Raw genomic sequence first — 26,431 nt, 5'->3', positions numbered from 1 at the left:
CACGTATCAAGGCACAGTGCTATCATTGAGGCATTCGTGCCCCAGGAGAGCATTGAAGGTGCCCAACCCGTTCGTCGAAGAAGCGGGGCCGCAACCCCCGAAGGTGCTCAAGGCCCCCGTGGAAATCCAGGCCAACCTGCGCCTGCTGCAGGATAGCCGCGACTCCCTGCTGATCACCTTTGCCGATCGCAACCAGCGCTTCCAGAGCTTCCTGGTGGACATCGACCGCGACCGCGGGATGGTCGCGCTGGACGAACTCATCCCCAACACCGGCGAACGTTTCCTGCAGAATGGCGAGGCGTTTCGCGTCGAAGCCTTCCACGAAGGCGTGCGTATCGCCTGGGAATGCGAGCGCCCGGTGCAGTTCGGCGAACACGACGGCGTTCCCTGCTACTGGGCCGCCCTTCCCGCCGAAGTGCTCTACCACCAGCGCCGCAACGCCTACCGCGCCAGCATCAAGCAGAGCCAGCCGATCGCCGCGGAAATCGCCGGGGAGAAACTCCGCGCGCCGCTGAGCGGACAACTGCTGGATATCTCCGCCACCGGCGCCAAGCTGCGCTTCGCCGGCAATGTCGCCGAACGCCTGCATCCCGGCGAGATCTACGAAGACTTCAGCGCCCAGCTGCCACAGGGCGCGATCAGTAGCGCGATCGAACTGCGTCACGTGCGCTTCGACGAAAAGCTCGACGCGACCTTCGCCGGCGTCCGCTTCAGCGAGATGAGCGGCCTCGCCCAGCGTCAGGTGGATCGCTTCGTCTACCAGTTACAGCGCGAAGCGCGGCGCTTCGAGAAAGACGAACTGTTCTGAGTTTCACAGGACCAGCCCCAGCGCCGCCAGGCGCGGCAGGTCCTCGGGACGGTCGACGTCCCAGAGCGCCGGCAACAGGTGATGCTCCCAGCCCAGTTGCCGGAGACGCTCGCAGGTGAGCGCCAGCAGGCGGTCTCCGCCCCAGGGCATCGACTCGAACAACAGCGGGTCGACCCGGGTCAGGCCGAGCAGCGCGTAGCCGCCCCGCTCCACCGGCCCCAGCACCGCCTGGTGGCGGCCCAGGGCGGTGCAGGCCGCTTCCAGGTAGTCGCCGTCCAGCACCGGGCAGTCGTGGCGAATCAGCAGTACCGCCTCGCTTTCCGCCAACCCCAGCGCCGCGATACGCCGCATGCGCTCGCCGGGGTCGCCGGCCGGCTGGCTCATCAGGCTCCAGCCCAATGCCACCGCCAGCGCCTGCAGATCGCTGTCCAGATCGTCGTCGAACCAGAGGATGCGGGCGCTGAAACCGCGATCGGGCAGGCGCAGGGCGCGTTCCAGCAATACCCGCTGCAAGCGTCCCGCGCTCTCCTCGCCGATGGCCTGGGCGATCTTCGGCCGCCGCTGCCCGGGCGGCAGGTTGCGCACCATCAGGTGAAGGGAAAGCGTCGGACTCATCGCAACCTCTCCTGCCTATCGGCTCCCGCGGCGAGCGGAGTTCAGTTCTGCGTCGCACCGTCGGCCTGCGGCGCGTCGGGCTCGCCATCGACCATCTGCTCCTGCACCGCCTGTTCGTCTACCCGCGGATCGAGCGCCGCGACCAGCGGGGAGCTGGTCATGTTGTCCGGGGTCGGCACGTGGTGCAGCGGCGCGTCGTCGACCCGGTGCAGGCCGCTGACCTTCTCCGGATGGACCCGCCAGACCAGGATCAGCGCGCAGGCGCTGACGAACGCATATAGCATGTTAGCGCCAAACAGCCGCATCAGCGCGCCGGCCGCCAGCGGTCCGATGCAGGCGCCGACGCCGAAGGTCACCAGCAGCATGGCGGTCAGCGAAACCCGTCGCTCGGTCTCCACATGGTCGTTGGAAAAGGCCACTGCCAGCGGATAGAGGGTGAACTGCAACATGCTCGCGGCGATTCCCAGGGCCAGCAGCAACGCCAGCGGCATCTGTTGCAACAATGCCAGCGGCAAGGCGAACAGGCACAGCAGGATGGCGCAGGCGCGGATCAGCCAGGCGCGGTCGCGACGGTCGGACAGCCAGCCGAGCGGCCACTGCACCAGCAGCCCGGCGAAGATGCAGGCGCCCATGTACAGGCCGACCTGCTCGTTGGGCAACCCCAACTGGTTGGCATACAGCGGCGCCAGGCCATAGAAGGAGCCGACCACCAGCCCCGAGACCAATACGGTGGTCAGCGACTGCGGCACCCGGCGGATGAAGAAACGTGGTTCGAGCGGCGCCGGGCGCAGCGCTGCGGGGTGGATCTTGTGGGTCAGGGCCAGCGGCACCAGGCACAGGGCGAAGCAGAAGGCCACCAGCATCAGCAACTCCGGCCCCAGTTGCGGATGCGCCACCAGGATCATCTGGCCGAGCACCAGGCCCAGGTAGGAAGCCGCCATGTAGCCGCCGAACACCGCGCCGCGCTGGCTGGCATCGGCCTGCTCGTTGAGCCAGCTCTCGATCACCATGTACTGGCACATCAGGCCCAGGCCCATCACCATGCGCAAGGCGATCCAGGCCGGCAGCCAGGGCAGCAGGCCATGACCGAGGACCGCGGCGGTGACCACCCCGGCGCAGGCGACGTAGGCGCGGATGTGGCCGACCCGGGCGATCAGCCGGTGACCGACCTTGCCGCCCAGCACCAGGCCGAAGTAGTTGGCTGCCATCAGCGCGCCGACCCACAGGCCGTCGACCTTGTCCGCCGCCAGGCGCAGCGCCAGGTAGGTGCTGAGCAGGCCGGAGCCGGTGAGCATCAGCAGGGTAGCGAAATAGAGAGCGCGAAAAGAGAAGAAAATCCGCCGCATCGGACCTCCGGTCCCGTACAAGGGAGCCGGCGCCGCTCGCGGACTGCCCGGCTCGCACAGCGTTGGAGTCCCGGGGAGGCCCCGGGACAGGACGCGGGATGCCGAAGCCGGCACCCGACACCACGACCCTGCCGCCGCGAGGCGGCAGGGGGTGACACAGGGCTAGGAAAGTACCACGGTGGATCAGGCCTGGGCTGCCAGGACGCGACGCTCCCAGGGGCTGATCTCGTCGAAGAAGCTGGTCAGTTCCATGCTCTTGGTCGCCACGTAGCCTTCGACGAACTCGCTGCCGAACAGTTCGCGCGCCAGCGCGCTGCCTTTCAGGCGCCGCAGGGCATCGTACATGGTGCAGGGCAGGGTCAGTTCCTCCGGTACCTCGAACTCGCCCTGGATCGCCGGGCTCGGCTCCAGTTCGTGCTCCAGGCCGTAGAGACCGGCGGCCAGGCTGGCGGCGATGGCCAGGTAAGGGTTGGCGTCGGCGCCCGGCAGGCGATTCTCGACGCGCCGCGCGGAGGCTCCGCTGGCCGGGATGCGCAGGCCGGCGGCACGGTTGTCGTGGGACCAGCAGGCGTTGTTCGGCGATGCGTAGGGATGGCAGAGGCGCTGGAAGGAGTTCACGTGCGGCGCGAAGAAGGGCGTGAAGTCCGCCAGGCAGGCCTGCTGGCCGCCGATGAAGTGGCGGAACGCGGCGGAAGGCTCGCCATCGGCTTCGCTGAAGATGTTTCGCCCGCCGTCCAGTTCGACGATGCTCTGGTGGATGTGCATCGAGCTGCCCGGCGTCTTCGCCAGCGGCTTGGCCATGCACACCACGATCAGGCCGTGCTTGAGCGCGACCTCCTTGAGCAGGTGCTTGAACAGGAAGGTCTGGTCGGCCAGCAGGACCGGGTCGCCATGCAGGAAGTTGATCTCGAACTGGCTGGTGCCCATCTCGTGCATGAAGGTGTCGCGCACCAGGCCCAGCGCATCCATGCAGCGGTAGACGTCCTCGAAGAACGGCCGCAGGCCGTTGTTGGAAGACACGCTGAAGGCCGAATAGCCCAGCTCGCGCCGGCCATCCGGCCCCAGCGGGGCCTGGAACGGCTCGTTGGGATCGGTGTTCGGGGCGAAGACGAAGAATTCCAGTTCGGTGGCCACCACCGGTTGCCAGCCGTGGGCGGCGTAGCGCGCCACCACCTGCTTGAGCAAGCCGCGGGTGGACAACCCGGACGGCGTGCCATCCAGTTCCTGCGCATCGCAGATGGCGAAGGCGCGCGGAGTGTTGCTCCAGGGCAGGCGATGGACCTGGGTCGGCTCGGCGACCAGCGCCAGGTCGCCATCGTCGCTGCCATAGAAGCGCGCCGGCGGGTAGCCGCCCATGATGCATTGCAGCAGCACGCCACGGGCGAGCTGCAGGCGCCGGCCGCTGAGGAAGCCCTCGCCGGTCATCACCTTGCCGCGCGGCACCCCGTTGAGGTCGGGGGTGACGCATTCGATTTCTTCAACTCCAGCCAGCCGTTCGGCGAGTGAGCCTTGGCCTTCGATAGTCATGACTTCTTATCCTTGTTGGTATCGCGGATGCCGCACCGGGCGGCGGCCGCGTACAAAATACGCATCGCTTGTTCAAGATATCAAGCATGCGGCACATTCTCGCGTGTGCAAAGCCTTTCGCCGCAGAGGCGTTCTGCCTTGCCTGCCGGGTACGAGGAAAAACGCCGGCCAGGCGTATATCCTCTGTGCCTTCGCCGCCCTACCCGCCACAGGAGTACTGCCGTTGATTCTCGGAACACCCAAGGCCGACTGGCTCGCCGAATTCCCGCGCCTGGCCGACCTCATCGCCCTGCGTCCGAGCGAGTGGTTCAACCCGGCCATCGCGCCGAGCGCCGAAGCCCTGGCCGACGTCGGCCTCGGCGCCGCCGACGTGGCCGACGCCAGCGCCCGCCTGCAGCGCTTCGCCCCGCTGATCGCCCGGCTGTTTCCGGAAACCGCCGCCAGCGGCGGCATCATCGAGTCCGACCTGGTCGAGGTCGCCACCTTCCACGATGCCCTGCGCCAGCATTACGCCGCCGAACTGCCCGGCCGGCTCTGGCTGAAACGCGATAGCCACCTGCCGATCTCCGGCTCGATCAAGGCCCGCGGCGGCATCTATGAAGTGCTCGCCCATGCCGAGCGCCTGGCCCTGGAGCACGGCCTGGTCGGCCTCGACGACGACTACTCGCGGCTGGCCGAGGCGGATTGCCAGGCATTCTTCGCCCGCCACCGGATAGCGGTGGGCTCCACCGGTAACCTGGGCCTTTCCATCGGCATCATCGGCGCCGCGCTGGGCTTCCAGGCCAGCGTGCACATGTCCGCCGACGCCCGCCAGTGGAAGAAGGACAAGCTGCGCGCCCACGGCGTGACGGTGGTGGAGTACGCCTCCGACTACAGTGTCGCGGTGGAACAGGGCCGCCGCGAAGCGGCCGGCGATCCCTACACCCATTTCGTCGACGACGAAAACTCCCGCGACCTGTTCCTCGGCTACGCCGTCGCCGCCGAGCGACTGCGCGGCCAGTTGGACGCCGCCGGCATCCGCGTCGACAGCGAGCACCCGCTGTTCGTCCATCTGCCCTGCGGGGTCGGCGGCGGTCCCGGCGGGGTGGCCTTCGGCCTCAAGCTGGCGTTCGGCGACGCGGTGCACTGCCTGTTCGCCGAGCCGACCCATTCGCCCTGCATGTTCCTCGGCGTCTATACCGGCCGCCACGAGCAGGTTTCGGTGCAGGACTTCGGCATCGACAACCGCACCGCCGCCGATGGCCTGGCGGTGGGGCGTCCGTCGGGCTTCGTCGGCCGCGCCATGCAGCGCCTGCTCGACGGCTACTACACGGTGGACGACGACGAGTTGTTCCGCCTGCTCGCCTTGCTCGAGCGCAGCCAGGGCATCCGCCTGGAACCCTCGGCCCTGGCCGGCGCGCCGGGCATCGCCCGGGTCACCCGTGAGCCGCAGGGCTATCGCGAACGCATGGGGCTGACCTCGGCGCGCCTGGCCAATGCTACCCACCTGGTCTGGGCCACCGGCGGCGGCATGGTGCCCGAGACGGAAATGCGCGCCTACCTGGAGCGAGGCCGCTCGCTGCTGGACTGACACCGACACGCACGGGGCGCCACGACCGTCCCGCCACCTCCCGACGAGGACCTTGCATGCGCACACCCGCCTGGCTCGGCAGCGGCATGCCGCTGCTCTTCGTGCTGCTCTGGAGCACTGGATTCCTCGGCGCCAAGTTCGGCCTGCCGTACGCCGAACCCTTCACCTTCCTGGCCATCCGCCTGCTCCTCGCGGCCGCCCTGCTGGCCGCCTTCGCCCTGCTCAGCGGTGCACCCTGGCCGGGCTCGGCACGGCTGGCCGGGCATGTCGCGGTCGCCGGCCTGCTGGTCCATGGCCTGTACCTGGGCGGGGTGTTCCTCGCCATCGAGCACGGCATGTCGGCCGGCCTGACCTCCCTGTTGGTCGGCCTGCAACCGCTGGCTACCGCGGCCCTGGCCGGCATCTGGCTCGGCGAGCAGGTCAGCCGCCGGCAATGGCTGGGACTGGCGCTCGGCCTGGCTGGCGTAGCCCTGGTGGTACTCGGCCGCATCCACGGTGGCGCCGACGGCCTGGCCTGGGCCGCGGTGCTGGTGGCACTGGCGGCGATCACCTGCGGCACGCTGTACCAGAAGCGCTTCTGCGGCGGCATGGACCTGCGCACCGGCGGCGTCGTCCAGTACCTGGCCAGCGGCGCCCTGCTCGGCCTCGCCGCCCTGCTTTTCGAAAGCCGCGAGGTGCAGTGGAGCACGCCGTTCGTGCTGACCCTCGGCTGGCTGGTGCTGGGACTCTCGTTCGGCGCCGTCGGCCTGCTCTACACGCTGATCCGGCATGGCGCCGCGTCGAAGGTGGCGAGCCTGTTCTACCTGGTGCCGCCAGTGACCGCGCTGGCCTCCTGGCTGCTGTTCGACGAGCGCCTGGCGCCGGCGGCGATCGGCGGCATGCTGCTGGTGATGCTCGGCGTCGCGCTGGTCAACTGGCCGGGCCGGCGCGCCTGAGGCCTCAGTGGCTGTAGTGCCGGGTGGCGGCGAAGCGGTTGAGGAACAGGTGGATCACCAGCACCGTCATCAGTGTGATCAGCACCGCGAAGCACACCGAGGTAAATCGGTAGAGCACGCTGTACATCATGTCGTGGGTTGGCGTCAGGTACTGGCCGAGGACGATCGCCAGGGTGGTCAGCGCGCCGAAACCGATCCCCGGTACGCCGTTCTCCAGCATGTGGATGCGCGCGCAGAACATCGCCGAGATCCACAGCAACAGAGCGACGAAGGGCAGGATGTCGTAGTGATCGTAGAGCAGCACCTGCAAGCCCACCGCCAGCGCACAGCCGAGCAGCGTACCGAGGGCGCGGATGCGCCCGGCGAAGTGCACGCCCTTCCAGTGCATGGGAAACAACACCAGGATCGAGGCGATCTGCGCCGACAGCGAGTCCTTCAGGTCGAAGGTCTGGAAGACCACGAAGGACAGGGTCGCCACCGTGGCCCCGAGCAGCGTCTCGTGGCGCCGGCTGGGGGCGTCCTTGGCCGGCGCCTGGCGCGGCGACCGCGGTTCGACGTCGGGGAACAGGTAGAACATCAGCACGGCGATGGCCACCGTCAGCCAGGTGGCGACCATGTTGCTGGCGAGCATGTCGAACAGATCGACGTCCGGATAGCTGGCAAAGTGCAGCAGCATCGAGAGGAACACCGAACTCAGTGCGCCGAAGAAGAACAGCGGGCCGCGCGCCATCAGGGCGAAGCGGTAGACGAAGAGGCCGAAGACGATAGGCGTCATCAGCAGCGGCCGGTCGCCGAACAACCCGTACAGCACCAGTACCTCGACGCTGATCACCACCGAGTTGGCGAGGAACTGGCGGACGATGTGCAGGTTGATCACCGGCGTCAGGCCGAGCAGCAGCATCGGGTAGACGCCGAAGAACGAGCCGTAGTCCCAGTTCATCAGCTTGCAGACGAAGAACCCCAGGGTGCCGCCGCCGGCGATGCGCAGGCACTGACGCAGGTCGTTGGCGGACATCGCGAGCTTGGCCGGCATGGCGTCAGTAGACGTAGTGCAGCAGGCTGATGGCGACGATCTGCGCGCGACCGAGCAGATGGCTCAGGCCGTCGCCGGGATAGAGCTGCACGGTGGCCTTGGCACCGGTGGGCAGCAGGCCTTCGGGAAGTTCGTCGAGCACCACGTGCAGGCGCTGGCGCTGGGCGTCGCGGACCCAGCGGTCGGAGGTGACCGGCGCGGCGAGGTCGCCGTTGGCGTCCAGCTGGCCCTCCTTGACCCCGGCGTCGATGGCCGCCACCCGCGCGCCGAACACTTCGCCGGGACGCGCGTCGAACACCACCGCCGCACGGTCGCCAGGGCGCACGTAGCGCAGCGATTTCTCGCGGAAGTCGGCGACGATGTCGATACTGTCGTCCACCAGCGCCGCCACCGGCGTTCCGGCCGGAACGTAGGTGCCCGGGGTCAGTTGCAGGTTGCTCAGGGTCCCGGCGCGGTCGGCCCGGACGCTGCTGTATTGCAGTTGCAGACGAGCCTGGGCCAGGGCATTGCGCGCCTGGCGCAGGCGCAGGTTGTCCTCGCCGGCCGTGCCGCGTCGCGCGGTCAGCTCGCCGATCCGCGCCTGGGCCGCGGCGACCCGGGCACGGGCGGCCTGGGCCTGGGCGCTGACCTGCTCGTGCATCTGCTGCGACACATGGTGGCGCTGCACCAGTTGGGCGGTGCGGCGCGCCTCGCTGTCCAGCTCGCCGGCGCTGCTGCGCGCGGCCAGGAGGTCGGCCTTGGCCGAGGCGATGGCGGCATCCAGCTCGCGGTTGGTGCGCTCGGCTTCCTCCAGTGCCAGTTCGGCCTGGCGCACGGCCAGTCGGAAAGGCTCGGGATCGAGGCGGAACAATACTTCGCCGGGCTGCACGTGGCCGTTGTTGGACACCAGCACCTCGGCGACCTGACCGCTGACACGCGGCGCGACGCGCACCACCGGCCGGGTCAACTGGGCCTGCGGGGTGAGCGGCATCCACAGGTCGGCGACCAGGAAGTAGACGAACAGCAACACGAATACCGCGATAGCGACTTGAACCCAACGGGCAAATCGTTGATCGGGAGTCATAGGGTACGAGCCTCGAATCCAGCGGGAATGCAGTCGCCGCAGCGGGGCCTGAATGCGGGGGTTGGCGCGGCCGGGATGGAACCGGCGACCCGGACGACGGCCAGTGGGTAGCCGTCGCCGCTGCGGCGACCAGGTGACGCAGTATATTTCGAGACAATCGCCCCTGGCCTGCCGGCATCGGCAATAGATCGTTACAGACAGCGTAACAATCGAACGAGCCGGCACGGCAGGCCGCTGCCGCAGTCCGGCACCGGGCCATGCATCGCCAGTGCCAGGATACCCCTGTAGCCCTCCTGCGAACTCTAGCAGTGGTCGCGCCCGGTCGACGGCGTAGATTGGCTGAACGATGCGTCCTTCCTGCCTGCGCATCGCCTGCCGCCAAGGACTGCGGATTTCTCCCGACACGCCATACCGCGCGCCAGACGGCTGCCTGAAAAGGCAGGCCAGGTATTCAGTGGAGATACACCATGGCAACACAAGGAGTGTTCACCCTTCCCGCCAACACCCGGTTCGGCGTCACCGCCTTCGCCAACTCGTCCGGAACCCAGACGGTGAACGTGCTGGTCAACAACGAGACGGCCGCGACCTTCAGCGGGCAAAGCACCAATAACGCCGTCATCGGCACCCAGGTGCTCAACTCCGGCAGCAGTGGCAAGGTACAGGTCCAGGTCAGCGTCAACGGCCGCCCCTCGGATCTGGTCTCGGCACAGGTAATCCTGACCAACGAGCTGAACTTCGCCCTGGTCGGCTCTGAAGACGGCACCGACAACGACTACAACGACGCCGTCGTGGTGATCAACTGGCCGCTCGGCTAGGAGTTCGGAAGGGACGGGATGGCGGCAAGCCGCCATCCCTTTCCGACTTCCTGCTATGCCTTGAGCACCTGCCCGAGCAGCAGCAGGCCGGGCAACCAGGCGGTGAATATGGCGCTGGCCAGGGTCAGGTAGGCCACCGGCTTCTGGATGCTGCGGGACAGCCCCAGCAGCAGGAAGAAACAGAACCAGAGCAACGCCCAGACTGTCCAGTTGACCGCGTTCCACAGGCCGAACGGACCACTGGCGCCGGCGAACGACTCGATCGCCACGGTGCAGGCGGTGAGGCTGACGAACAGGCAGAACCAGCCGAGGCCCTTGCCGTCCACCTCGAGGAACTGGTTGGCGGCCACCCACAGATAGGTAAAAGCGAATAGCAGGGTTAGCGCTCCGGCCTTCAGCGAGCCCTGCCCGGCTGCTGCGGAAAAGATCAGGTAGAACGCGACGCAGGCGCTCAGCACGCCGACCAGGAAGTTGATCACCGCCACCTCCCGACCGCTGATCTTGCCCAGCAACCAGACGGCATTGAGAAACAGCACCGCGCCAACGTACAGCAGAACCAGTCCCAGCATCATGACGATACCCCTCTTGTTATTTTATTGTTCTGGTCGGCCCGGATCGCTCAGGCGGACGGCTCGTTTCCCAGCAACTCCTGAGCGATCTTCAGGATCGGCTCGCGCCGCTTCATCGCTTCCCGCGACAGGTACTGGTGCGCCTCGCGCTCGTCCCAGCCATGGCGCTGCATCAGCAACGCCTTGGCCTGGTTGATCCGGGCCTGGCCGGCGATGCGTTCCTGAAGCTGCTCGGTCTTCTGCTTCAGCTTCGCCATTTCCTCGCTGATGCGCCGCGCCGATACCAGCACAGGCAGCACCCGGTGGGCGTCGAGCGGCTGGGTGATCACGCCGTGGCACTCCAGCTCGATGATCTGCGAGAGCACCGCGGGGCTTTCGTACTCCACCAACGCCACCAGGGTAGTGCGCGGAGTTCCGGCGGCGAGCAGCGCAGCGATCTCGTCGTGGTGGCGATTCTGGAAAATGCTGGTGAAGACCACGTCCACCGGCACGTCGAAAGCTTCCGGCGGCGGCCAGCACTGGCGCACCGAACAACCGATGCGGATCAGCTGCAAGACCAGGGCGTCGCTGACCTCTCCCGGCGGGTTGAGTACCAGCACCTGCAACTCGCGCAGGCTGCCGAGCAGCGAGTTGGCGCTCATGGGAGCGCTCCCCCGCCCATGCTGGCGGACCAGTCGTCGAGGTTATGCACGACGACATAAGGATCGGGGCGAATCGGTTCGGGCGACTGCCAGCGGACCTGGAACACGCCGCGCGCATCGATTTCCGCGATGCGCGAAGACAGGCGGCTGTGGTTGTTCTGGCGCTCCACCCGGACCGGCCCCTGGGGCGCGTCGATGTCGATGTCGTACAGGTGCCGCTGCACGTCTTCCACCCGCCAGCTGCCTGCGGCCTGCGCGGCGCGGCCGAGCAACAAGGTCTGCCAGTAGGCCGCCTCGGCCCAGGCAGTGATGGTCGCGTTCTCCGGGAAGAAACCATGGCAGGCCTGGACGAAGGCTCGGCTGGCGGGCGTATCGATGCTGGAGAAGTAAGGCGCGACCACCACCTGCCCCTCTGCCACGTCGCTCTCCATCTTCGCCACCTCCGCCTCGCTGGTGGTCAGGCTGGCGATCGGCGGCCGCCTGCCATCGCCGTAGCGACGGGCGATGGCGCGATACAGCTCGGCGGTGCCGGTGCCCACCACGGTGGAGAAGACCACGTCGGCGCGCGCCTGGTAGATGCGCTCGACGGCGCGCTGCACGTCGTCGTCGGAGGGATACAGCGGAATGTAGATTTCCTCGAGCACCGTGCCGCCGTGCTGGCGGTACAGGTGGCGCATCACATGGTTGCTTTCCCGCGGATAGATGTAGTCCGAGCCGATGAACACCACCCGCTCGCCGTAGTGGCGAATCAGGTACGCCGCCAGCGGCGCACTGTTCTGGTTCGGCGCCGGACCGCCGTAGACGATGTTCGGCGAATACTCGAAGCCCTCGTAGGGGGTCGGGTAGCAGAGCAGCGCGTCGGCGCGCTCGACCACCGGCATCACCGCCTTGCGCGTGTGCGACATGTAGCAGCCCACGAGGAACCGTACCCCCCGGTTGCGAATGAAGTCCTCGGCGCACAGCCGATAGCGGTCCGGGTCGCCGCCAGGGTCCTGGGACAGCGTTTCGATCGGGCGACCGCCGACGCCGCCCTCGCGGTTCAGTTGCTCGACCGCAAGCAATGCGCCATAGCGCTGCGAGCGCTCGATATCGGCGGTGACGCCGGTTTCGGAGAACAACAGGCCGATCAGCGGCCGCTCCTGGTGCGATCCCATCCGTTTCCTCTCCTGTGACTGTCGCTCAGCGCCGCACGAAGCGAACCCGCTCGTGCTCCAGGCTCGCCAGGTAGGTCGTGCAGTTCCCGTCGCCCGGCTGGTGGTGGTCGAGCAGATGCTCGGCCAGCGGTACCTCGAGATGATGACGGACGCTGCGGCGCAACGCACGGGCGCCGAACTGCCGGTCGAAGCCGGCGCGGGCGATCTTCGCCAGCACCTCCGGGGTCGCCTCCAGGCGGCAGCGATGCTTCTCCAGGCGCCGGTTGAGCCGCTGCACCTCCAGCTCGACCAGGCGCGCGACGACGTCGCGTTCGATCCAGTTGAAGGTGACCACGCTATCGAGACGATTGACGAACTCCGGCGAGAAAGTCTTCAGCAGCCGGGCCCGGACCATCCCGTCGATGTCCCGCCGCCGGCGCTCGCCGCCGACCGGCAGCAGGCGCCAGGGCAGGCGCTGGCGACGCTCGTCGTAGCGCTGGATCTCATGGGCGCAGAGATTGCTGGTCATGAACACCAGGGTATTGCGGAAATGGTAGGTGCGTTCGCCGGAAGCGACCCGCAGCAGGCCGTTGTCGAGCACGTTGAGCAGCGCATGGACCACTTCCGGGCTGGCCTTCTCCAGTTCGTCGAAGAGAACGATGCCGGGGCGCCCGGGACTGCCGTCCAGCTTGTCCTGCTCCAACAGGGTGGTGCCCTCCTTCGCCCCGACGTAGCCCGGCGGCGCACCGGTGAGGGCGGCGGCATAGTGCTCCTGGGACAGGGTGTTCATGTCCACCCGGCAGAACCCCTCGGCGTCGCCGTGCAGGGCCCTGGCCAGGGCGCGCACGATCTCGGTCTTGCCGACCCCGGTGGGGCCGAGGAACAGCGCGCTGAACAGCGGACGGCGCGGGTCGGCGATGTCCGCGCGAACCACCTTGAGCATGTCCTCGACGGCCTGTAGCGCCGGATCCTGGCCGAGCACCTCGGCGCGCAGGCAGTCCATCACCGCCGCCGGGTCGAAACGGAAACGGCTGTGCAGGGCGCTGCGGTGACTCAGGTGGGCCTGGAGCAGACTTGCCTCGGCAAGATTCTCCCGCGCCAGGGCCTGTTCCTCGTCCTGCTGCCGGCGGGACTGGTCGAGCATGTCGCTCAGAAAAGGCATGGATGAAACTCCTTCTGCCACAGGGGGAAATGGCGGAGACGGCGTGCCGCACGACGGCACGCCGGGCTGGCGGCGTCTGCCGTCAGGCCTCCTTCTCCAGTCCCTCGTAGGGCAGCCGGCCGACCGGGCATTGCGCCACACCGGTAGTCGAGCGGGTCAGTCGCTCGACATTCTCGCGCGCCTTCTCGGCGTCGGTGACCCAGGTGCGGTAGAACTCGAACGGACACTCCGCCAGGCCCCGGTCGCCATCGCCGGACGCCTGCAAGCCGCTGTAGCCGCGGTGGAGGATCTTGAACAGGTGGTTCTGCGACTGATCGTTGGAGCGCGCATCGCGGATCTGCGAGAGCGACAGCTGGGCGTACTGGATACCCATTTCCTCCTCGCCGCACTCACCCAGGGTACGACCGTCGAAGCCGATGATCGCCGAGTGGCCGAAGTAGGAATACACGCCGTCGAAGCCGGCGGCGTTGGCCACCGCCACATAGCAGTTGTTGGCCCAGGCCATGGCCTTGGCCATCATCACCTGCTGGTCCTTGGCCGGGTACATGTAGCCCTGGCAGCGCACGATCAGCTCGGCGCCCTTCATCGCGCAGTCGCGCCAGATTTCCGGGTAGTTGCCGTCGTCGCAGATGATCAGGCTGATCTTCATGCCCTTCGGCCCTTCGCTGACGTAGGTCTGGCCACCGGGATACCAGCCCTCGATGGGGCACCAGGGAATGATCTTGCGGTACTTCTGGACGATCTCGCCGTTGTTGTCGATCAGCACCAGGGTGTTGTACGGCGCCTTGCGCGGATGCTCCTCGTGCCGTTCGCCGGTGAGGGAGAATACGCCCCAGACGTTGGCCTTGCGGCAGGCGCGGGAGAATATCTCGGTTTCCTCGCCGGGGATCGCCACCGCGGTTTCCATCATCTCCGCCGGATCGTACATGATGCCCTGCAGGCTGTACTCGGGGAACACCACCAGGTCCATGCCGGGTAGGCCCTGCTTCATGCCGACGATCATGTCGGCGATCTTCCGGGCGTTGTCCAGGACCTCCGCCACGGTGTGCAGGCGCGGCATCTTGTAGTTGACCACCGCCACTCCGACGGTGTCGTTGCTGCTGGAAATATCGCCGTGACGCATGGGTATCACCTCTTGTTGTTATTTTTTCGGGACGAAAAAAGGCCCTCCCGGGTAACCCCGGGAGAGCCCATTTGCTCTGTGCGTATGCGTTAGGTTCGGTCCCGCGACATCGACGCTGATGCGCATGACCTGATGGCGCCACTTATAAGCCCCGTTGAAAAGACCTGTCAAGGCTCGGGTAAGACCATGTAATCGGCGCGCTCGCGAAAGCGCACGGCGCGCGCCTGAGATAGCATGCAGCCATCATTCGCACGGAAGCTTCGCCAATGAAATTCGGACTCTTCGCCTCGATCGCCCTCTTCCTCCTGTCGGTCTGCGCACTTCCGGCGCTGGCCGCCAATAGCCCCTGCTCGGGAAAGAAAGGCGGTATCGCCGGTTGCGACGGCGATATCTTCCTCTGCAACGACGGCTCCATCAGCGCCTCGAAGCGCAGTTGCGCGGCCTACTTCGGCAACGCCGGAGGACGTACCGGACAACCCGCCGTACAGCGTCTGCAAGGCACGACGCAGGGCTGTGCCTGTGGCAGCGGCTCGTTCTGCACAGGCCCGCGCGGAGGGGTGTACTGCCTGACGCCGGGCGGCAAGAAAAGCTATCGGAGAAAGTGACGGCAAGCGGACTGTCGAAGCGGCGAGGGAAGCTGGAGCAGAGCATGAAATGGCGTCCCGGAGAGGGGTCGAACCTCCAACCTTCCCCTTAGGAGGGGGATGCTCTATCCAATTGAGCTACCGGGACACGCCGGACATGGCGAGCGGTGCGCCGCGTCCGGGCGGCATGTTAACGGCAGAGAAAGCGTTTGTCATGCCACTGCCACCAAGGCTGCGCATAATTTTCCGCAACCCTGGAGGTGCAGCATGAACCAGACCGTCGCCATTCCCGCCGCACAGGACCTGCCGGACGCCCCGCGCCAGCCGCGGATACCGGACTCCCCCTTCGCCAGCTTCGACGTGCGGATCGCCAGCGAGCACGACGCGCCGCGCCTGTCGTTGCTGCTACAGCAACTCGGTAGCGCCGATCCGCGCCCGGACCCGGCGTTGCTGGCCATCCAGCTGCAACGACCGCGCGGCGACCGGGTCACCCTGGTGGCCGAGCGCGGCGAGCGCCTGCTCGGCACCTGCACCCTGCATCTGATCGAACACCTGGCGCACGATTTCGCCCGCTCGGCGATTCTCGAAGACATGGTGGTCGACCGCCACGCCCGCGGCCAGGGCGTAGGCCGCGAACTGATCGGCCGGGCCGTGGAGCGCGCGCGCAGTTGGGGCTGCTACAAACTGGCGCTTTCCAGTCATCAGGACCGGGAAACCGCGCAGCGCTTCTATGCCGCGCTAGGGTTCACCAGCCACGGCGTAAGCCTGGCGCTGCATCTGGGCTGACATCATCATGCATTTTGCAACCGGTAAAATGCCCATCCGTGCAAAGTGCATGCGAGAGAGTCTAGATCAAATATATAATTCATTGATTTAAAAGGATTTTTTATAGAAAAAAGTTGGCACAACCGCTGCTACAAGACCCTCAGGATCAAACCTTGGCCATCTGCCTGGCAAAGCTACGAAATGGAGGTGAACATGAGCAGCTCACGCAACCTGGTCGGCACCGGACTTCTTTCCTTGCTGGCTCTCGTAGTCTTCCAGAACAGCGCACTGGGCGACGAGGACAGGACGCAGGAACGCAACGGCGAAAGGCCGGTAGTGCTGGACAGCAACGCAACGCCGCAGTGGGCACCCGCTGCGCAACAACTGGTGATCCAGGCGCCCGACGAATCCCCGCGCATCGTCACCGTAGGCGAGGACGAGCGCGGCACGGCGCTGGTGACCGCGGCCGACGAACAGGCCTGGACATTCTGACGAAGCAAGCGCCGGGAGACCGGCATCCAACGACGCTACACCGCCGCACAGGTCCCCGGGATGCTGGCGGGCGGAAGGGAGAAAGAACATGTGGATCCTGGCTTTGCCGCTGACCGCCCTGGCCCTTTCGGTCGGCGTCTACGGGCTGCTCTGGCTGATAGAGCGCGGAGGAGACGAATATCCAGCGAAGCTTCCGCTGAGCGACAAGGGCGCCACGGAACCTCGGCGCCACTGAGCCGGCACAAGGAACAGCGAGCCCGACGGAGAGGGCTCCGGGAGTGAAACCATGTCACGATCCGCCGTCATTCTTCTGTTCGTAGTGATCGCCAGCGCGATCCTGGCGCTGAGCCTGCCGCCCGAGGCCACCCTCCTCGCCTGGTGCGCCTGGGGACTGCTGGGCATTTCCGGCGCATGGCTGCTGTTTGCACTGGTGGTAGGTCGGCGAATCCGCTTCGATCCAAGCCTGGACTGATTTCGCCCGCAGCGCTTTGCCGGGCGCTACAGCGTCGCTCACAGCGGCAGGCACACGCCGTCGCGCGCCAGTTCCACCCCTTCGGGCAACGCAGCGGGGTGGTCCAGCAGCCAGGCGTCCAGCGTATGCCCGACGTGAGTCAACACGGCCCGCCGGGGACGCAGCGATTCGATGCACTCCAGTGCCCGCGTGAGGTCGTTGTGGTTGCGCGGCGGCCGCTCCTGCGGCGGCATCGAGCAGTCCAGCACCAGCAGGTCCAGCGGCGCCGCGAGCAATCGCGAGGCGCTGTCCGCCGGCAGCCCGACGGTATCGGTGAGGTAGGCCAGGCGCCGTATCGTTCCCTCCTCGGAAGCCCCCTCCAGCAAGTAGCCGAAGGTTGGCTTCGAGTGGACCAGCGGCAACGCGGTCGCCGCCAGCGCGCCCCACTGGCGCCGCTCGAAGGCGCCGAAGGGCTGGCTGAAATCGAGGATACCCGGATGCTTGTAGAGGTCGGCGAGGCCCTCCGGGTCGGCCGGGCCGTGCACCGGGATCACCAGACCCTGGCCCCAGCGCAGGTGCAGCAGGCCCTGGGCGTGGTCGGCGTGGTAATGGGTCTGGAGGATGCCGTCGAGGCTATGGGGCGGGAAGCGCTCGCAGAGATCGACCAGGCCGCTGTCGATCAGCCAGCGCTGGCCGGCGCACTCCAGCAGCGCGCTACAGGGACGGCGACGCAGGCCGGCGTCGGCGCGGGCGTTGCGACAGGCCGGGCAATCGCAACCGTAGACCGGCACCTGGCGGGCGTCGCCGGTGCCGAGCAGGGTCAGGCGCATGCGCGGTCGCTGCCGAGACGGGCCAGGAGGGTGCGTAGCGTGTCGTCGAGGTCACCGGAGTTGTCCAGTTGGAACAGCGGGCCCTCCAGGCCGGCGGCGAACTCGGCGTTGCGCGCCAGGCGCGCCTCGATTTCCTCGGGGCTTTCCCGGCCGCGCGCCAGCAGGCGCTGGCGCAGCACCTCGGGTTTCACCCCGAGCAGGACCGCGAGCAGATCCGGATAGCGCCGGCGGGCCTGCGCCAGGTAGCCGCGCGAGCCGTTCACCAGCACGTCGTAGCCCTGCGCCAGCCACTCGTCGATCTGCACTGGGATGCCATAGCAAAGGCCGTTGGCGCGCCAGCTCATGGCGAACGCCGAGGCCCGCTCGAGGGTGTCGAACTGCGCCGGAGTCACCGCCTGGGCGTCCTCCCCCACCGCTTCCGCGGAGCGCGTGATCACCCGCCGCACGATACGGCAGCCGCGCAGCGCCAGGGGCTCGCGCGCGGCCTGCAACAGGCTGTCCTTGCCCGAGCCGGAAGGCCCCATCAGATAAATCAGTCTGCCTGTCATCAGAACACTCTCTGCCCGCCGCGCCAGACCTGACGCACCACCGGCTGGTTGTTGCCGAGCGCCCGCGCCTGCAGCAGATCGGCGCGCAGGCCGACGCGGATTTCGCCACGATCGGTCAGCCCGGCGGCCAGCGCCGGGGTACGGCTGACCATCGCCACCGCGCGCGGCAGGTCGTAGCGGATCGCATCATACTCGCTGTGCTCGCCGGCGAGCAGCAAGGCCGCATGCAGCAGGCTGGCCGGATAGTAGTCGCTGGAAAGGATATCCAGCACGCCGATTCCCGCCAGTTGCGCCGCCGCCACGTTGCCCGAGTGGGAACCGCCGCGGACCACGTTGGGCGCGCCCATCAGCACCTGCAGGCCGTGCTCGTGGCTGGCCCTGGCGGCCTCCACGGTGGTCGGGAACTCGGCGATGGCCATGCCGTAGCCGGCCGACTCGCGGACATGCGCGAGGGTCGCGTCGTCATGGCTGGCCACCGACAGGCCGCGTCCCTGGCAGACATCGACAATGGCCGCACGGGCGGCGTCGCTGTAGCGCTCGGAGTTGGCTACCTGCTCGACGATGAAGGCGTCCATCTCGGCATCGCTCAGGTGGTACTTGCCCTGGTAGTACTCGCGGTACTTCTCCAGCCTGGCGAACTGGCGCTGGCCGGGGGCGTGGTCCATCACCGAGACCAGTTGCACCAGCGGATGCTCGACCAGTTCGCGGAACACCTCCAGCGTCTGCGGATGGCTGACCTCGCAACGCAGGTGCAGGCGATGGTCGGCGCGCGCGTCGCCGCTGGCGGCGGCCTCGCCGATGGCCTCGAGCATCTTCGGCAACTGCTGCATGCGCTTGCCCTTGGGGTTGACGTCGCCGATGGACAGCGCGTCGAACACCGTGGTGATTCCCGCGGCGACGATCTGCGCGTCGTGCGCCAGCACCGCCGAGGCCGATGGCCAGTCGACGCCGGGACGCGGGGTCATGTGCTTCTCCAGGTTGTCGGTGTGCAGCTCGACCAGACCGGGCAGCAGGTAGTCGCCCCCCAGGTCCTCGGCCCCGGCCAGGTGGCTGCGGCCTTCGTCGACCGCGGCGATCAGGCCGTCGCGCAGCAGCACGCTGCCGACGAAGACCCGCTCGGCGCTGACTACCCGGGCATTGCTGAGAACGCGTTCAGACGACATGGGCTTGCTCCTGGCGGGAAAGCTCCTGGCTCATGTCCAGGTAGCGGCTGGCCACCGCCTCGCGGGCGGCGCGGTCGTGGAAGATGCCGATCAACGCGGCGCCAGCGGCCTTGGCTTCGCCGATCAGCTCCAGCACTACCTGGCGGTTGGCTTCGTCGAGGGACGCGGTCGGCTCGTCGAGCAGCAGGATCGGCCACTCGACCATGAAGCCGCGGGCAATGTTGACGCGTTGCTGCTCGCCGCCGGAAAAGGTACCCGGCGCCAGTTGCCAGAGGCGTTCCGGGATGTTCAGCCGGGCCAGCAGGCTGCGCGCCCGCAGTTCGGCGCTGTCGCGGCTCCAGCCACGGGCCAGGGCCGGCTCCATGACCACGTCGAGGGTCGCCACCCGCGGGATCACCCGCAGGAACTGGCTGACGTAGCCGAGGGTCTGGCGACGCACGGCGAGCACCTCGCGAGGCTCGGCGCCGACCAGTTCCAACCAGTCGCCGGCGTGGCGCAGGCGGATGCTGCCTCCGGCCGGCAGGTAGTTGCCGTAGAGCGTGCGCAGCAGGGTGCTCTTGCCGGCGCCGGAGCGTCCGTGGAGCACCAGGCATTCGCCGCCGGCGACATTGAAGTTGAGCCCGCGCAGCACATTGAGCACTACGCCCTGTTGCTGGTGCAGGGTGAAGGTCTTGCTGAGGTCGCGGACCTCGATCAGGTTGTTCATCGCTACTTCTCCGGGCGCCCGTCGCGCGGACCGGCGCCGACGCTTCGGCTCAGGGTTGCAGGACCGACGACACCAGCAATTGCGTGTACGGATGCTGCGGGTCGTCGAGAATCTGGTCGGTGAGACCGGCTTCCACCACCCGCGAACGGCGCATGACCATCAGGCGGTCGGCGAGCAGGCGCGCCACCGCCAGGTCGTGGGTGACGATCACCACCGCCAGGTCCAGCTCGCGCACCAGGCCGCGCAGCAGGTCGAGCAGGCGCGCCTGCACCGACACGTCGAGGCCGCCGGTGGGTTCGTCCATGAACACCAGGCGTGGCGCCGAGACCAGGTTGCGGGCGATCTGCAGACGCTGCTGCATGCCGCCGGAAAAGGTTCGCGGCAGGTCGTCGATGCGCAGCGGATCGATCTCCACCTGTTCCAGCCAGTCCAGCCCGGCCTGGCGCAGCCGACCGTAGTGGCGCACGCCCTGGGCCATCAGCCGTTCGCCGATGTTGGCGCCGGCGGACACGCCCATGCGCAGGCCGTCGCGCGGGTTCTGCTCGACGAAGCCCCACTCGGTGCGCAGCAGGGTGCGCCGCTCGGCTTCGCTGGCGGCGTAGAGGTCCAGCCAGCGGTCGCCGTCGTCGCGGTAGGCGACCGTGCCGGCGTCCGGCGGACAGCGCCCGGAGAGCAACGAGAGCAGGGTCGACTTGCCCGAGCCGGACTCACCGACGATGCCCAGCACCTCGCCGGGGTAGAGATCGAAGTCGACCTCCTGGCAGCCCTTTTCCGGCCCGTACAGGCGGGTCAGGCCACGCACCGAGAGCAGCGGCCGGTCGCGCGCGTCGAGGTTCGCATCGATGGATTCGCAGACCGCGTTCATTGCGCGTCCTCCCCTTCTTCCTGGCAGGCACGCCGCTGCGTGCAGTAATCGGTGTCGGAACAGACGAAGCGCTTGCCGCCACGGTCGTCGACGATCAGTTCGTCCAGGTAGGACTCGTGGCTGCCGCAGAAGGCGCAGCTTTCTTCCCAGCGCTGGACTTCGAAGGGGTGGTCCTCGAAGTCCAGGCTCGCCACCCGGGTGAACGGCGGCACCGCGTACAGGCGTTTCTCGCGACCTGCGCCGAACAGCATCAGCGCCGGGCTCATGTCCAGCTTGGGGTTGTCGAACTTGGGAATTGGCGAGGGATCCATCACGTAGCGCTCGTCCACCGTAACCGGGTAGGCATAGCTGGTGGCGATATGGCCGAAGGTGGCGATGTCCTCGTAGAGCTTCACGTGCATCACCCCGTAGTCGTCGAGCGCATGCATGGTCCGGGTCTCCGCCTCGGAAGGCTCGATGAAGCGCAGCGGCTCGGGGATCGGCACCTGGTAGACCATGATCTGCTCGCCGCTCAGGGCGGTTTCCGGTATCCGGTGGCGGGTCTGGATCACCGTCGCCTCCGGGGTCCGTTCGGTGGTGGCGACCCCGGCGGTGCGGGCGAAGAAACGCCGGATGGATACCGCGTTGGTGGTGTCGTCGGCGCCCTGGTCGATCACCTTGAGCACGTCGTCGGCACCGAGGATGGCCGCGGTCACCTGCATGCCGCCGGTGCCCCAGCCGTAGGGCAGCGGCATCTCGCGGCCGCCGAAGGGCACCTGGTAGCCGGGGATCGCCACCGCCTTGAGCAGGCCGCGGCGGATCATGCGCTTGGTCTGCTCGTCGAGGTAGGCGAAGTTGTAGCCCTGCTCCGGCGCGGCGCTGGCTTGCGGGGAAAGGCTCATGCGCGCTTCTCCTGGTCAGTGGGTTGCGCGGATTCGGCGACGCCGGGACGACGCAGCTTGCGAATCAGCTCCAGCTCGGACTGGAAATCGACGTAGTGCGGCAGCTTCAGGTGCGAGACGAAGCCGCCGGCCTCGACGTTGTCGCAGTGCATCAGGACGAACTCTTCCTGCTGCGCCGGCGACACCACCTCCTCGCCGTATTCCTCGGCGCGCAGGGCGCGGTCGACCAGGGCCATGCCCATCGCCTTGCGCTCGGCGTAGCCGAAGGCCAGGCCGTAGCCACGGGTGAATTGCGGCAGCTCCTCGCGGGAACCGACGAACTGGTTGACCATCTCGCACTCGGTGACCTCGATCTCGCCCACCGGCACCGCGAAGCCGAGTTCCTCGGGCTCCAGCCAGACCTCGCAGGCGCCGATGCGGATCTCCCCGGCGAACGGATGGTTGCGGCCGTAGCCGCGCTGGGTCGAATAGCCCAGGGCGAGAAGGAAGCCCTCGTCGCCGCGGGCCAGGGCCTGCAGGCGCTGGGCGCGGCCGGTGGGGAAGTCGAGCGGCTCGCGGGTGATATCCGGCACCGCGCCGGGCAGCTCGTACTCCGGCGTCATCAGGCCTTCCCGGTCGAGCAGGCCGAGCACGCGCGGACAAGGCTCCAGGGACGCGCCCCGCTCCACTTCGGGGCCGGGGTAGTCGCCCTCGGCGAGCAGGCTGAAGTCGAGCAGGCGATGGGTATAGTCGAAGGTCGGACCGAGCAGTTGCCCGCCCGGCAGGTCCTTGTAGGTCGCCGAGATACGTCGTTGCAGACGCATCCCGGCGGTGTCCAGCGGCAGGCTGGCGGCGAAGCGCGGCAGCGTGGTGCGGTAGGCGCGGAGAAGGAAGATCGCTTCCATCAGGTCGCCGGCCGCCTGCTTGATCGCCAGTGCCGCCAGTTGCTCGTCGTACAGCGAACCCTCGGTCATCACCCGCGACACGGCCAGCGGCATCTGCTGGCGGATCTGCTCCACCGACAGCTCCGGCAGCGCGGTATCGCCGCGGCGCTTGCGCGCCAGCAGGCGATGGGCGTTGTCGATGGCCTTCTCGCCACCCTTGACGGCTACGTACATCAGGCCACCTCCTCGACGGGTTCGCTGACCCGGGTACTGCGTGGCAGGCCGAGGATGCGCTCGCCGGCGGCGAAGAAGGCATCCAGGCCCCTGGGGAATTCGGTGCGTGCGGCGCGCTGTGCCCAGAACCCGGCGCTCACCGGCAACGCCACCTGGCGCACTTCGGCGATGCCCGGTCCGCGCCACTCCAGCGAGGCGCCGCCATCGAGGCCGGCAAGCTGGATCAGCAGGGTGCAGGACTGGTCCGGATAACGGTCGCTGCCGCTGTCGAAGCCGCTCAGGTCGTCCAGCTCGCCTTCGTCGAGCAAAGCGAACAGCGCCTGCTCACGCTCGGCGACGATCGGGCAGCCGCAATGGAAGGCCAGGTTGGCGCGCAACGTCGGGCTGTCGAGACCCGGCGCCAGCCACAGCGGGGTGTCGGAGTCGAGGAAGCTCAGGCACAGCGCGTAGCTGGCCGGTTGCAACGCGGCCAGCGCCGGTGCGCGGTCGAGGTTGCGCACCAGCCCCGGTTCGGCGAGGGCCTTGAGCGCCGCGCGGAAACTCCGCTGGGCATCCAGGACCGGGTCCTGGAACGCCGGTTGCAATAGCGCGGCGGTATCCGCCGGGCTGGGAAGCGAAGCGCTGGTCATCAATCTTCTCCTCGGACCAGGGTGAAGAACTCCACCTTGGTAGTGGCGATTTCCGCCTCCTGGGCGGCGCGGCGCTCGGCCTGGGTGCGGGCCAGCGGTTCGATCAGGCGCGCCTGCCAGGCCGCCGCGTCGGCGCCCTGCAGGTGCGCGTCGGCCAGGGCGGCCAGTTCGGCGTGGCGCTTGTCGCGCCCGGCGACATAGCTGTAGCCGGTGCGTCCGTCACCGAGCCGCACCACGCAGCGGGTCACGGTCATCTCGCCGAGGTTGAACGGGCTGCCGGTGCCGCCCATGCGTCCGCGCACCAGGGTCATGCCGGTCTCGGCGGCGCGCAGCAGGTGATAGTCGGCATCGCGCAGGGCGTCCGCATGGGCGTCCAGCTCCTCGCGACGGGCGCGGGCGAGCACGCCCATCCAGCGCTGTCGTGCGGCGATGGTGGGATCGGAATGCAAGGCGGTCATGGGCTTCTCCTAGGGGGCGACCTGGTACTGGAAGCGATCGGCGCGGCTGATCGACTGGGCCAGTTCCACCGGTTGGCCGGTACGGTCGCGGGACAGGGTGAGGACGGTGAGCAACGGCGCATGGCGGGGCATCAGCAGGCGCGCCGCCTCCTCGCGGTTGGGCAGGCGCGCACCGATCAGGCTGTAGGTGCGGGTCAGCGGCAGGCCTTTGTCGGCCAGGTAGCGACGCAGCGAACCGCCCTGGTAGTCGGCGAGCAGCTCGCTGCGGGAAACGGCGTAGCAATGGCGGATCAGGCTCACTGGCTGGCCGTCGAGGTAACGCAGGGTGGTCAGTTCCAGCACCCGCCCGCCCTCGCCGATCCCCAGGTGGGTGGCCTCGGCGGCGCCGGCCGGGCGCTGGCGCGCCTCCAGCAGCCGGGCCTCGACCCGGTGGCCCTGGGCCGAGAGCGACTCGGTGTAGGCGTTGGCGGCGCCCATCGGGTAGATCGTCGGCGCCTCCAGGACCTGGGTGCCCTTGCCCTGGCGCCGCAGCACGCGGCCTTCGAGCACCAGTTCGTCGAGCGCCCTGCGCAGGGTATGGCGGTTCACCGCGAAGCGCTGGGCCAGCTGGATCTCGCCGGGCAGGTAGTCGCCGGGGCGGTAGGCCAGCAGTTCCTGGCGCAGCCGTTCGGCCAGTTCGCGGTACAGCGGTTCGCTTTGTCTAGACAAGTGCATGGTTTGGAAAGGGCGCACCAGGCGCCCTCCTCGCGTCGTCAGATGAACAGCTTGCGCAGGCGTTGTGACAGAACGTCGATCAGGCTCACCACCACGATGATCACGATCAGCACGGCGCAGGTCTGGCCGAACTGGAAGCCGCGGATGGCCTCCCAGAGGATCACGCCGATGCCGCCGGCGCCGACCATCCCGACCACGGTGGCGGAACGTACGTTGGACTCGAAGCGGTACAGCGAATAGGAGATCCACAGCGGCAGGACCTGCGGGATGACCCCGAAGATGACCTCCTGCAGGGCGCTGGCACCGGTGGCGCGGACGCCTTCGACCGGACCGGGGTCGATCGCCTCGACCGCCTCGGCGAAGAGCTTGGCGAGCACCCCGGTGGTACTGATGAACAGCGCCAGCACGCCGGCGAACGGGCCCAGGCCGACGGCGACCACGAAGAGCATGGCGAAGACCATCTCGTTGATCGAACGGCAGGCATCCATCACCCGCCGCACCGGCTGGTAGACCCACCAGGGCACGATGTTCTCGGAAGCCAGGATCGACAGCGGGATGGCGCAGACGATCGCCAGCACCGTGCCCCAGAGGGCGATCTGCACGGTGACCAGCATCTCGCTGAGGTAGAGCTTCCAGTTGCCGAAGTCCGGCGGGAAGAAGTCGGCGGCGAAGGTCGCCATGTTGCCGGCGTCGCGGAACAGCACGGCCGGGTTCATTTCCGCGCCCTTCCAGGACCAGGCGAGGATGGCGAGGAACAGGCCCCAGCCGACCAGGCGTCCCCAGGATGGCTTGCCGGTGGCGGCCGCCGCGGCGGTGGTGCTCAGAGTGCTCATATCGGGAATCTCGACAGCGGTATTGGCGAATCGGGTGGGCGCGGCGCCGGCCGCGCCCGGGGTGGATCAGCCGGCGTTGGCGGCGGTTTTCTGCTCGCGCTCGGCCATGCGTTTCTCCAGCTTGGCCAGCTCCTCGTCGAGGGCCTTCAGCTTGGCGGCCTTCTCCTCGGCGCCGAGGTTGGCGTTGTTCGCCACGTCGGTGCGCTGCTTGAACAGCTCGAGCTGGCGGATCGGCAGCAACTGGTCGTCGTCGGAGGGCTGGAACTTCGACCATTGCAGGTCGGCGAGGACCTTCTTCTGCTCGGCGTTGGCGCCGTACTTGAAGAAGAAGTCGCGCAGCTTGTTCTTCTGCTCGTCGCTCAGGTTGTTGCGCCACACCAGCGGGTCGCCCGGGATCAGCGGCGACTTCCAGATCACCTTGAGCTGCCTGGCCTTCTCCGGCTGGGTCAATTCCAGGCGCTCCATGCCCTCGGTATTGAAGGTGGCGACGTCGACCTGCTTGTTGGCCACCGCCAGTGCGTTGACCTCATGGCTGGAATTGAGGGTGCGCTTGAAGGCCTTGACCGGGTCGACGTTGTTCTTGGCGAACACGTAGTAGCCGGGCACCAGGTAGCCGGACGTGGAGTTCGGATCGCCGTTGCCGAAGGTCAGGCTCTTGGCGTTCGCCAACATGTCCTCGAGGCTGTCGATCTTGCTGTCCTTGTTGGCGATCAGCAGGCTCCAGTAGCCCGGCGCGCCACTGGCGGCGACGGTCTGGGCGAAGATCTCGCCGTGGGCGCGATCCACCGCTTCCATGGCGGCCTTGTTGCCGTACCAGGCGATGTCGACCTTGTCGAAACGCATGCCCTGGATGATCCCGGCGTAGTCGGGGGCGAAGAAGGCCTTCACCTGGTAGCCGGTCTGCTGGCTCATGTCCTTGAGGAAGGGTTCCCAGATGCTCTTGAGGTTCTGCGACGACTCGGTGGAGATGATCCCGAAATTGATCACCGGCTGGTCGGCGTGCGCCATCCCGGCAAGGGAGCCGGCGAGCAGGGCGGAAGCCGCGAGCACACGACTGAAGCGTTTCAACATGGAG

General features: G+C 67.8%; 31 protein-coding genes and 1 tRNA gene. 9 read left to right on the top strand and 23 right to left on the bottom strand.

Going from position 1 to position 26,431, the window contains the following annotated elements; all coding sequences use genetic code 11:
• Nucleotides 1–16 precede the first annotated feature (16 nt).
• Complete coding sequence (gene flgZ / locus ACM0M4_RS09125; RefSeq protein WP_003119635.1) at nt 17–808, top strand: flagellar brake protein FlgZ; 792 nt, start codon at nt 17–19, stop codon at nt 806–808.
• A gap of 3 nt (nt 809–811) precedes the next feature.
• On the opposite strand, the gene ACM0M4_RS09120 is transcribed toward flgZ, so the two are convergent.
• From ACM0M4_RS09120 to ACM0M4_RS09110, 3 genes are all read right to left on the bottom strand, one after another.
• A complete protein-coding gene (locus tag ACM0M4_RS09120; RefSeq protein ID WP_003113134.1) occupies nt 812–1,423 on the bottom strand; it encodes a TIGR04282 family arsenosugar biosynthesis glycosyltransferase in 612 nt (203 codons plus the stop codon).
• A 41-nt stretch (nt 1,424–1,464) separates the two neighbouring features.
• The gene (locus ACM0M4_RS09115) at nt 1,465–2,769 is read right to left on the bottom strand and encodes an MFS transporter (protein WP_003098737.1); all 1,305 of its coding nucleotides are present in this window, start codon (nt 2,767–2,769) and stop codon (nt 1,465–1,467) included.
• A gap of 183 nt (nt 2,770–2,952) precedes the next feature.
• Entirely contained in the window at nt 2,953–4,194 is a 1,242-nt protein-coding gene (locus ACM0M4_RS09110; RefSeq protein ID WP_003119633.1) for a glutamine synthetase family protein, read from the bottom strand.
• 325 nt (nt 4,195–4,519) lie between these two features.
• Here ACM0M4_RS09110 and dsdA point away from each other — a divergent pair, with 325 nt between their 5' ends.
• Nucleotides 4,520–5,866: a D-serine ammonia-lyase gene (gene dsdA / locus ACM0M4_RS09105; protein WP_014602658.1), complete on the top strand. Its 1,347-nt coding sequence runs from the start codon at nt 4,520–4,522 to the stop codon at nt 5,864–5,866.
• Nucleotides 5,867–5,922: 56 nt separating this feature from the next.
• Entirely contained in the window at nt 5,923–6,801 is an 879-nt protein-coding gene (locus ACM0M4_RS09100; RefSeq protein ID WP_003098734.1) for a DMT family transporter, read from the top strand.
• Nucleotides 6,802–6,805: 4 nt separating this feature from the next.
• Here the strand turns inward: ACM0M4_RS09100 and ACM0M4_RS09095 are convergent, their stop codons facing one another.
• Nucleotides 6,806–7,816 (bottom strand): DUF2955 domain-containing protein, encoded by a 1,011-nt coding sequence (locus tag ACM0M4_RS09095; RefSeq protein ID WP_003122410.1) that lies wholly within the window; start codon nt 7,814–7,816, stop codon nt 6,806–6,808.
• Between the two features lie 22 nt (nt 7,817–7,838).
• Nucleotides 7,839–8,897, bottom strand: a complete 1,059-nt coding sequence (locus tag ACM0M4_RS09090) for an HlyD family secretion protein (protein WP_054376118.1) — start codon at nt 8,895–8,897, stop codon at nt 7,839–7,841.
• A gap of 467 nt (nt 8,898–9,364) precedes the next feature.
• Between ACM0M4_RS09090 and lecB the strand changes: the two genes are divergently transcribed.
• The gene (gene lecB / locus ACM0M4_RS09085; protein WP_003098728.1) at nt 9,365–9,712 is read left to right on the top strand and encodes a fucose-binding lectin LecB; all 348 of its coding nucleotides are present in this window, start codon (nt 9,365–9,367) and stop codon (nt 9,710–9,712) included.
• A 53-nt stretch (nt 9,713–9,765) separates the two neighbouring features.
• Here lecB and ACM0M4_RS09080 read toward each other — a convergent pair whose 3' ends face one another.
• The 5 genes from ACM0M4_RS09080 to ACM0M4_RS09060 all read right to left on the bottom strand — a co-directional run bounded on the left by ACM0M4_RS09080 (nt 9,766) and on the right by ACM0M4_RS09060 (nt 14,340).
• Entirely contained in the window at nt 9,766–10,284 is a 519-nt protein-coding gene (locus tag ACM0M4_RS09080) for an AmiS/UreI family transporter (protein ID WP_003098725.1), read from the bottom strand.
• A gap of 47 nt (nt 10,285–10,331) precedes the next feature.
• Complete coding sequence (amiR, locus tag ACM0M4_RS09075; RefSeq protein ID WP_003098722.1) at nt 10,332–10,922, bottom strand: transcriptional antitermination factor AmiR; 591 nt, start codon at nt 10,920–10,922, stop codon at nt 10,332–10,334.
• Nucleotides 10,919–12,076 carry an aliphatic amidase expression-regulating protein AmiC gene (gene amiC, locus ACM0M4_RS09070; protein ID WP_003117566.1) on the bottom strand — a complete coding sequence of 386 codons (1,158 nt, stop codon included), beginning with the start codon at nt 12,074–12,076 and terminating at the stop codon, nt 10,919–10,921. Before amiC ends, amiR begins: the two co-directional genes overlap by 4 nt.
• A gap of 25 nt (nt 12,077–12,101) precedes the next feature.
• On the bottom strand, nt 12,102–13,217 hold the full coding sequence (locus tag ACM0M4_RS09065; protein ID WP_017149237.1) for an AAA family ATPase: 1,116 nt from the start codon (nt 13,215–13,217) through the stop codon (nt 12,102–12,104).
• 82 nt (nt 13,218–13,299) lie between these two features.
• On the bottom strand, nt 13,300–14,340 hold the full coding sequence (locus tag ACM0M4_RS09060; RefSeq protein ID WP_024928322.1) for an aliphatic amidase: 1,041 nt from the start codon (nt 14,338–14,340) through the stop codon (nt 13,300–13,302).
• Between the two features lie 266 nt (nt 14,341–14,606).
• Between ACM0M4_RS09060 and ACM0M4_RS09055 the strand changes: the two genes are divergently transcribed.
• On the top strand, nt 14,607–14,945 hold the full coding sequence (locus ACM0M4_RS09055) for a hypothetical protein (RefSeq protein WP_003109297.1): 339 nt from the start codon (nt 14,607–14,609) through the stop codon (nt 14,943–14,945).
• 50 nt (nt 14,946–14,995) lie between these two features.
• On the opposite strand, the gene ACM0M4_RS09050 is transcribed toward ACM0M4_RS09055, so the two are convergent.
• A tRNA-Arg gene (locus ACM0M4_RS09050) sits at nt 14,996–15,072 on the bottom strand.
• 119 nt (nt 15,073–15,191) lie between these two features.
• Here ACM0M4_RS09050 and ACM0M4_RS09045 point away from each other — a divergent pair.
• The 4 genes from ACM0M4_RS09045 (at nt 15,192) to ACM0M4_RS09030 (ending at nt 16,653) form a co-directional block, all read left to right on the top strand.
• Nucleotides 15,192–15,710: a GNAT family N-acetyltransferase gene (locus ACM0M4_RS09045; RefSeq protein WP_003091762.1), complete on the top strand. Its 519-nt coding sequence runs from the start codon at nt 15,192–15,194 to the stop codon at nt 15,708–15,710.
• Nucleotides 15,711–15,902: 192 nt separating this feature from the next.
• Nucleotides 15,903–16,181, top strand: coding sequence for a hypothetical protein (locus tag ACM0M4_RS09040; protein ID WP_003113127.1), 279 nt, complete (start codon nt 15,903–15,905; stop codon nt 16,179–16,181).
• Between the two features lie 88 nt (nt 16,182–16,269).
• On the top strand, nt 16,270–16,416 hold the full coding sequence (locus ACM0M4_RS09035; RefSeq protein WP_003091766.1) for a hypothetical protein: 147 nt from the start codon (nt 16,270–16,272) through the stop codon (nt 16,414–16,416).
• Between the two features lie 51 nt (nt 16,417–16,467).
• Nucleotides 16,468–16,653: a PA3371 family protein gene (locus ACM0M4_RS09030; RefSeq protein ID WP_003098706.1), complete on the top strand. Its 186-nt coding sequence runs from the start codon at nt 16,468–16,470 to the stop codon at nt 16,651–16,653.
• 38 nt (nt 16,654–16,691) lie between these two features.
• On the opposite strand, the gene phnP is transcribed toward ACM0M4_RS09030, so the two are convergent.
• The 12 genes from phnP to phnD form a co-directional block, all read right to left on the bottom strand.
• On the bottom strand, nt 16,692–17,462 hold the full coding sequence (gene phnP, locus ACM0M4_RS09025; protein WP_003122225.1) for a phosphonate metabolism protein PhnP: 771 nt from the start codon (nt 17,460–17,462) through the stop codon (nt 16,692–16,694).
• The gene (gene phnN / locus ACM0M4_RS09020; protein ID WP_003098703.1) at nt 17,453–18,010 is read right to left on the bottom strand and encodes a phosphonate metabolism protein/1,5-bisphosphokinase (PRPP-forming) PhnN; all 558 of its coding nucleotides are present in this window, start codon (nt 18,008–18,010) and stop codon (nt 17,453–17,455) included. The genes phnP and phnN overlap by 10 nt, the downstream gene beginning before the upstream one ends.
• Nucleotides 18,010–19,173 (bottom strand): alpha-D-ribose 1-methylphosphonate 5-triphosphate diphosphatase, encoded by a 1,164-nt coding sequence (locus ACM0M4_RS09015; RefSeq protein WP_003091776.1) that lies wholly within the window; start codon nt 19,171–19,173, stop codon nt 18,010–18,012. The genes phnN and ACM0M4_RS09015 overlap by 1 nt, the downstream gene beginning before the upstream one ends.
• Complete coding sequence (phnL, locus tag ACM0M4_RS09010) at nt 19,163–19,879, bottom strand: phosphonate C-P lyase system protein PhnL (protein WP_003098702.1); 717 nt, start codon at nt 19,877–19,879, stop codon at nt 19,163–19,165. Before phnL ends, ACM0M4_RS09015 begins: the two co-directional genes overlap by 11 nt.
• A 49-nt stretch (nt 19,880–19,928) precedes the next feature.
• The gene (phnK, locus tag ACM0M4_RS09005) at nt 19,929–20,744 is read right to left on the bottom strand and encodes a phosphonate C-P lyase system protein PhnK (RefSeq protein ID WP_003098701.1); all 816 of its coding nucleotides are present in this window, start codon (nt 20,742–20,744) and stop codon (nt 19,929–19,931) included.
• Nucleotides 20,741–21,625 carry an alpha-D-ribose 1-methylphosphonate 5-phosphate C-P-lyase PhnJ gene (locus ACM0M4_RS09000; RefSeq protein ID WP_003098700.1) on the bottom strand — a complete coding sequence of 295 codons (885 nt, stop codon included), beginning with the start codon at nt 21,623–21,625 and terminating at the stop codon, nt 20,741–20,743. The genes phnK and ACM0M4_RS09000 overlap by 4 nt, the downstream gene beginning before the upstream one ends.
• Nucleotides 21,622–22,722 (bottom strand): carbon-phosphorus lyase complex subunit PhnI, encoded by a 1,101-nt coding sequence (locus ACM0M4_RS08995; protein WP_003098699.1) that lies wholly within the window; start codon nt 22,720–22,722, stop codon nt 21,622–21,624. Before ACM0M4_RS08995 ends, ACM0M4_RS09000 begins: the two co-directional genes overlap by 4 nt.
• Complete coding sequence (phnH, locus tag ACM0M4_RS08990; protein WP_003113122.1) at nt 22,722–23,351, bottom strand: phosphonate C-P lyase system protein PhnH; 630 nt, start codon at nt 23,349–23,351, stop codon at nt 22,722–22,724. The genes ACM0M4_RS08995 and phnH overlap by 1 nt, the downstream gene beginning before the upstream one ends.
• A complete protein-coding gene (gene phnG / locus ACM0M4_RS08985; RefSeq protein WP_003098697.1) occupies nt 23,351–23,809 on the bottom strand; it encodes a phosphonate C-P lyase system protein PhnG in 459 nt (152 codons plus the stop codon). The genes phnH and phnG overlap by 1 nt, the downstream gene beginning before the upstream one ends.
• A 9-nt stretch (nt 23,810–23,818) precedes the next feature.
• On the bottom strand, nt 23,819–24,541 hold the full coding sequence (phnF, locus tag ACM0M4_RS08980; protein WP_003091792.1) for a phosphonate metabolism transcriptional regulator PhnF: 723 nt from the start codon (nt 24,539–24,541) through the stop codon (nt 23,819–23,821).
• A gap of 20 nt (nt 24,542–24,561) precedes the next feature.
• Nucleotides 24,562–25,356 (bottom strand): phosphonate ABC transporter, permease protein PhnE, encoded by a 795-nt coding sequence (phnE, locus tag ACM0M4_RS08975; protein WP_003091793.1) that lies wholly within the window; start codon nt 25,354–25,356, stop codon nt 24,562–24,564.
• A gap of 66 nt (nt 25,357–25,422) precedes the next feature.
• Nucleotides 25,423–26,427, bottom strand: a complete 1,005-nt coding sequence (phnD, locus tag ACM0M4_RS08970) for a phosphonate ABC transporter substrate-binding protein (protein ID WP_003113119.1) — start codon at nt 26,425–26,427, stop codon at nt 25,423–25,425.
• Nucleotides 26,428–26,431 lie beyond the last annotated feature (4 nt).

The sequence above is a fragment of the Pseudomonas sp. 18-147 genome, assembly GCF_051048045.1.
Classification (GTDB): Bacteria; Pseudomonadota; Gammaproteobacteria; order Pseudomonadales; family Pseudomonadaceae; genus Pseudomonas; species Pseudomonas aeruginosa.
The sequence above is the reverse complement of the archived record's forward strand: the minus strand, read 5'-3'. Positions and strand labels throughout refer to the sequence as shown.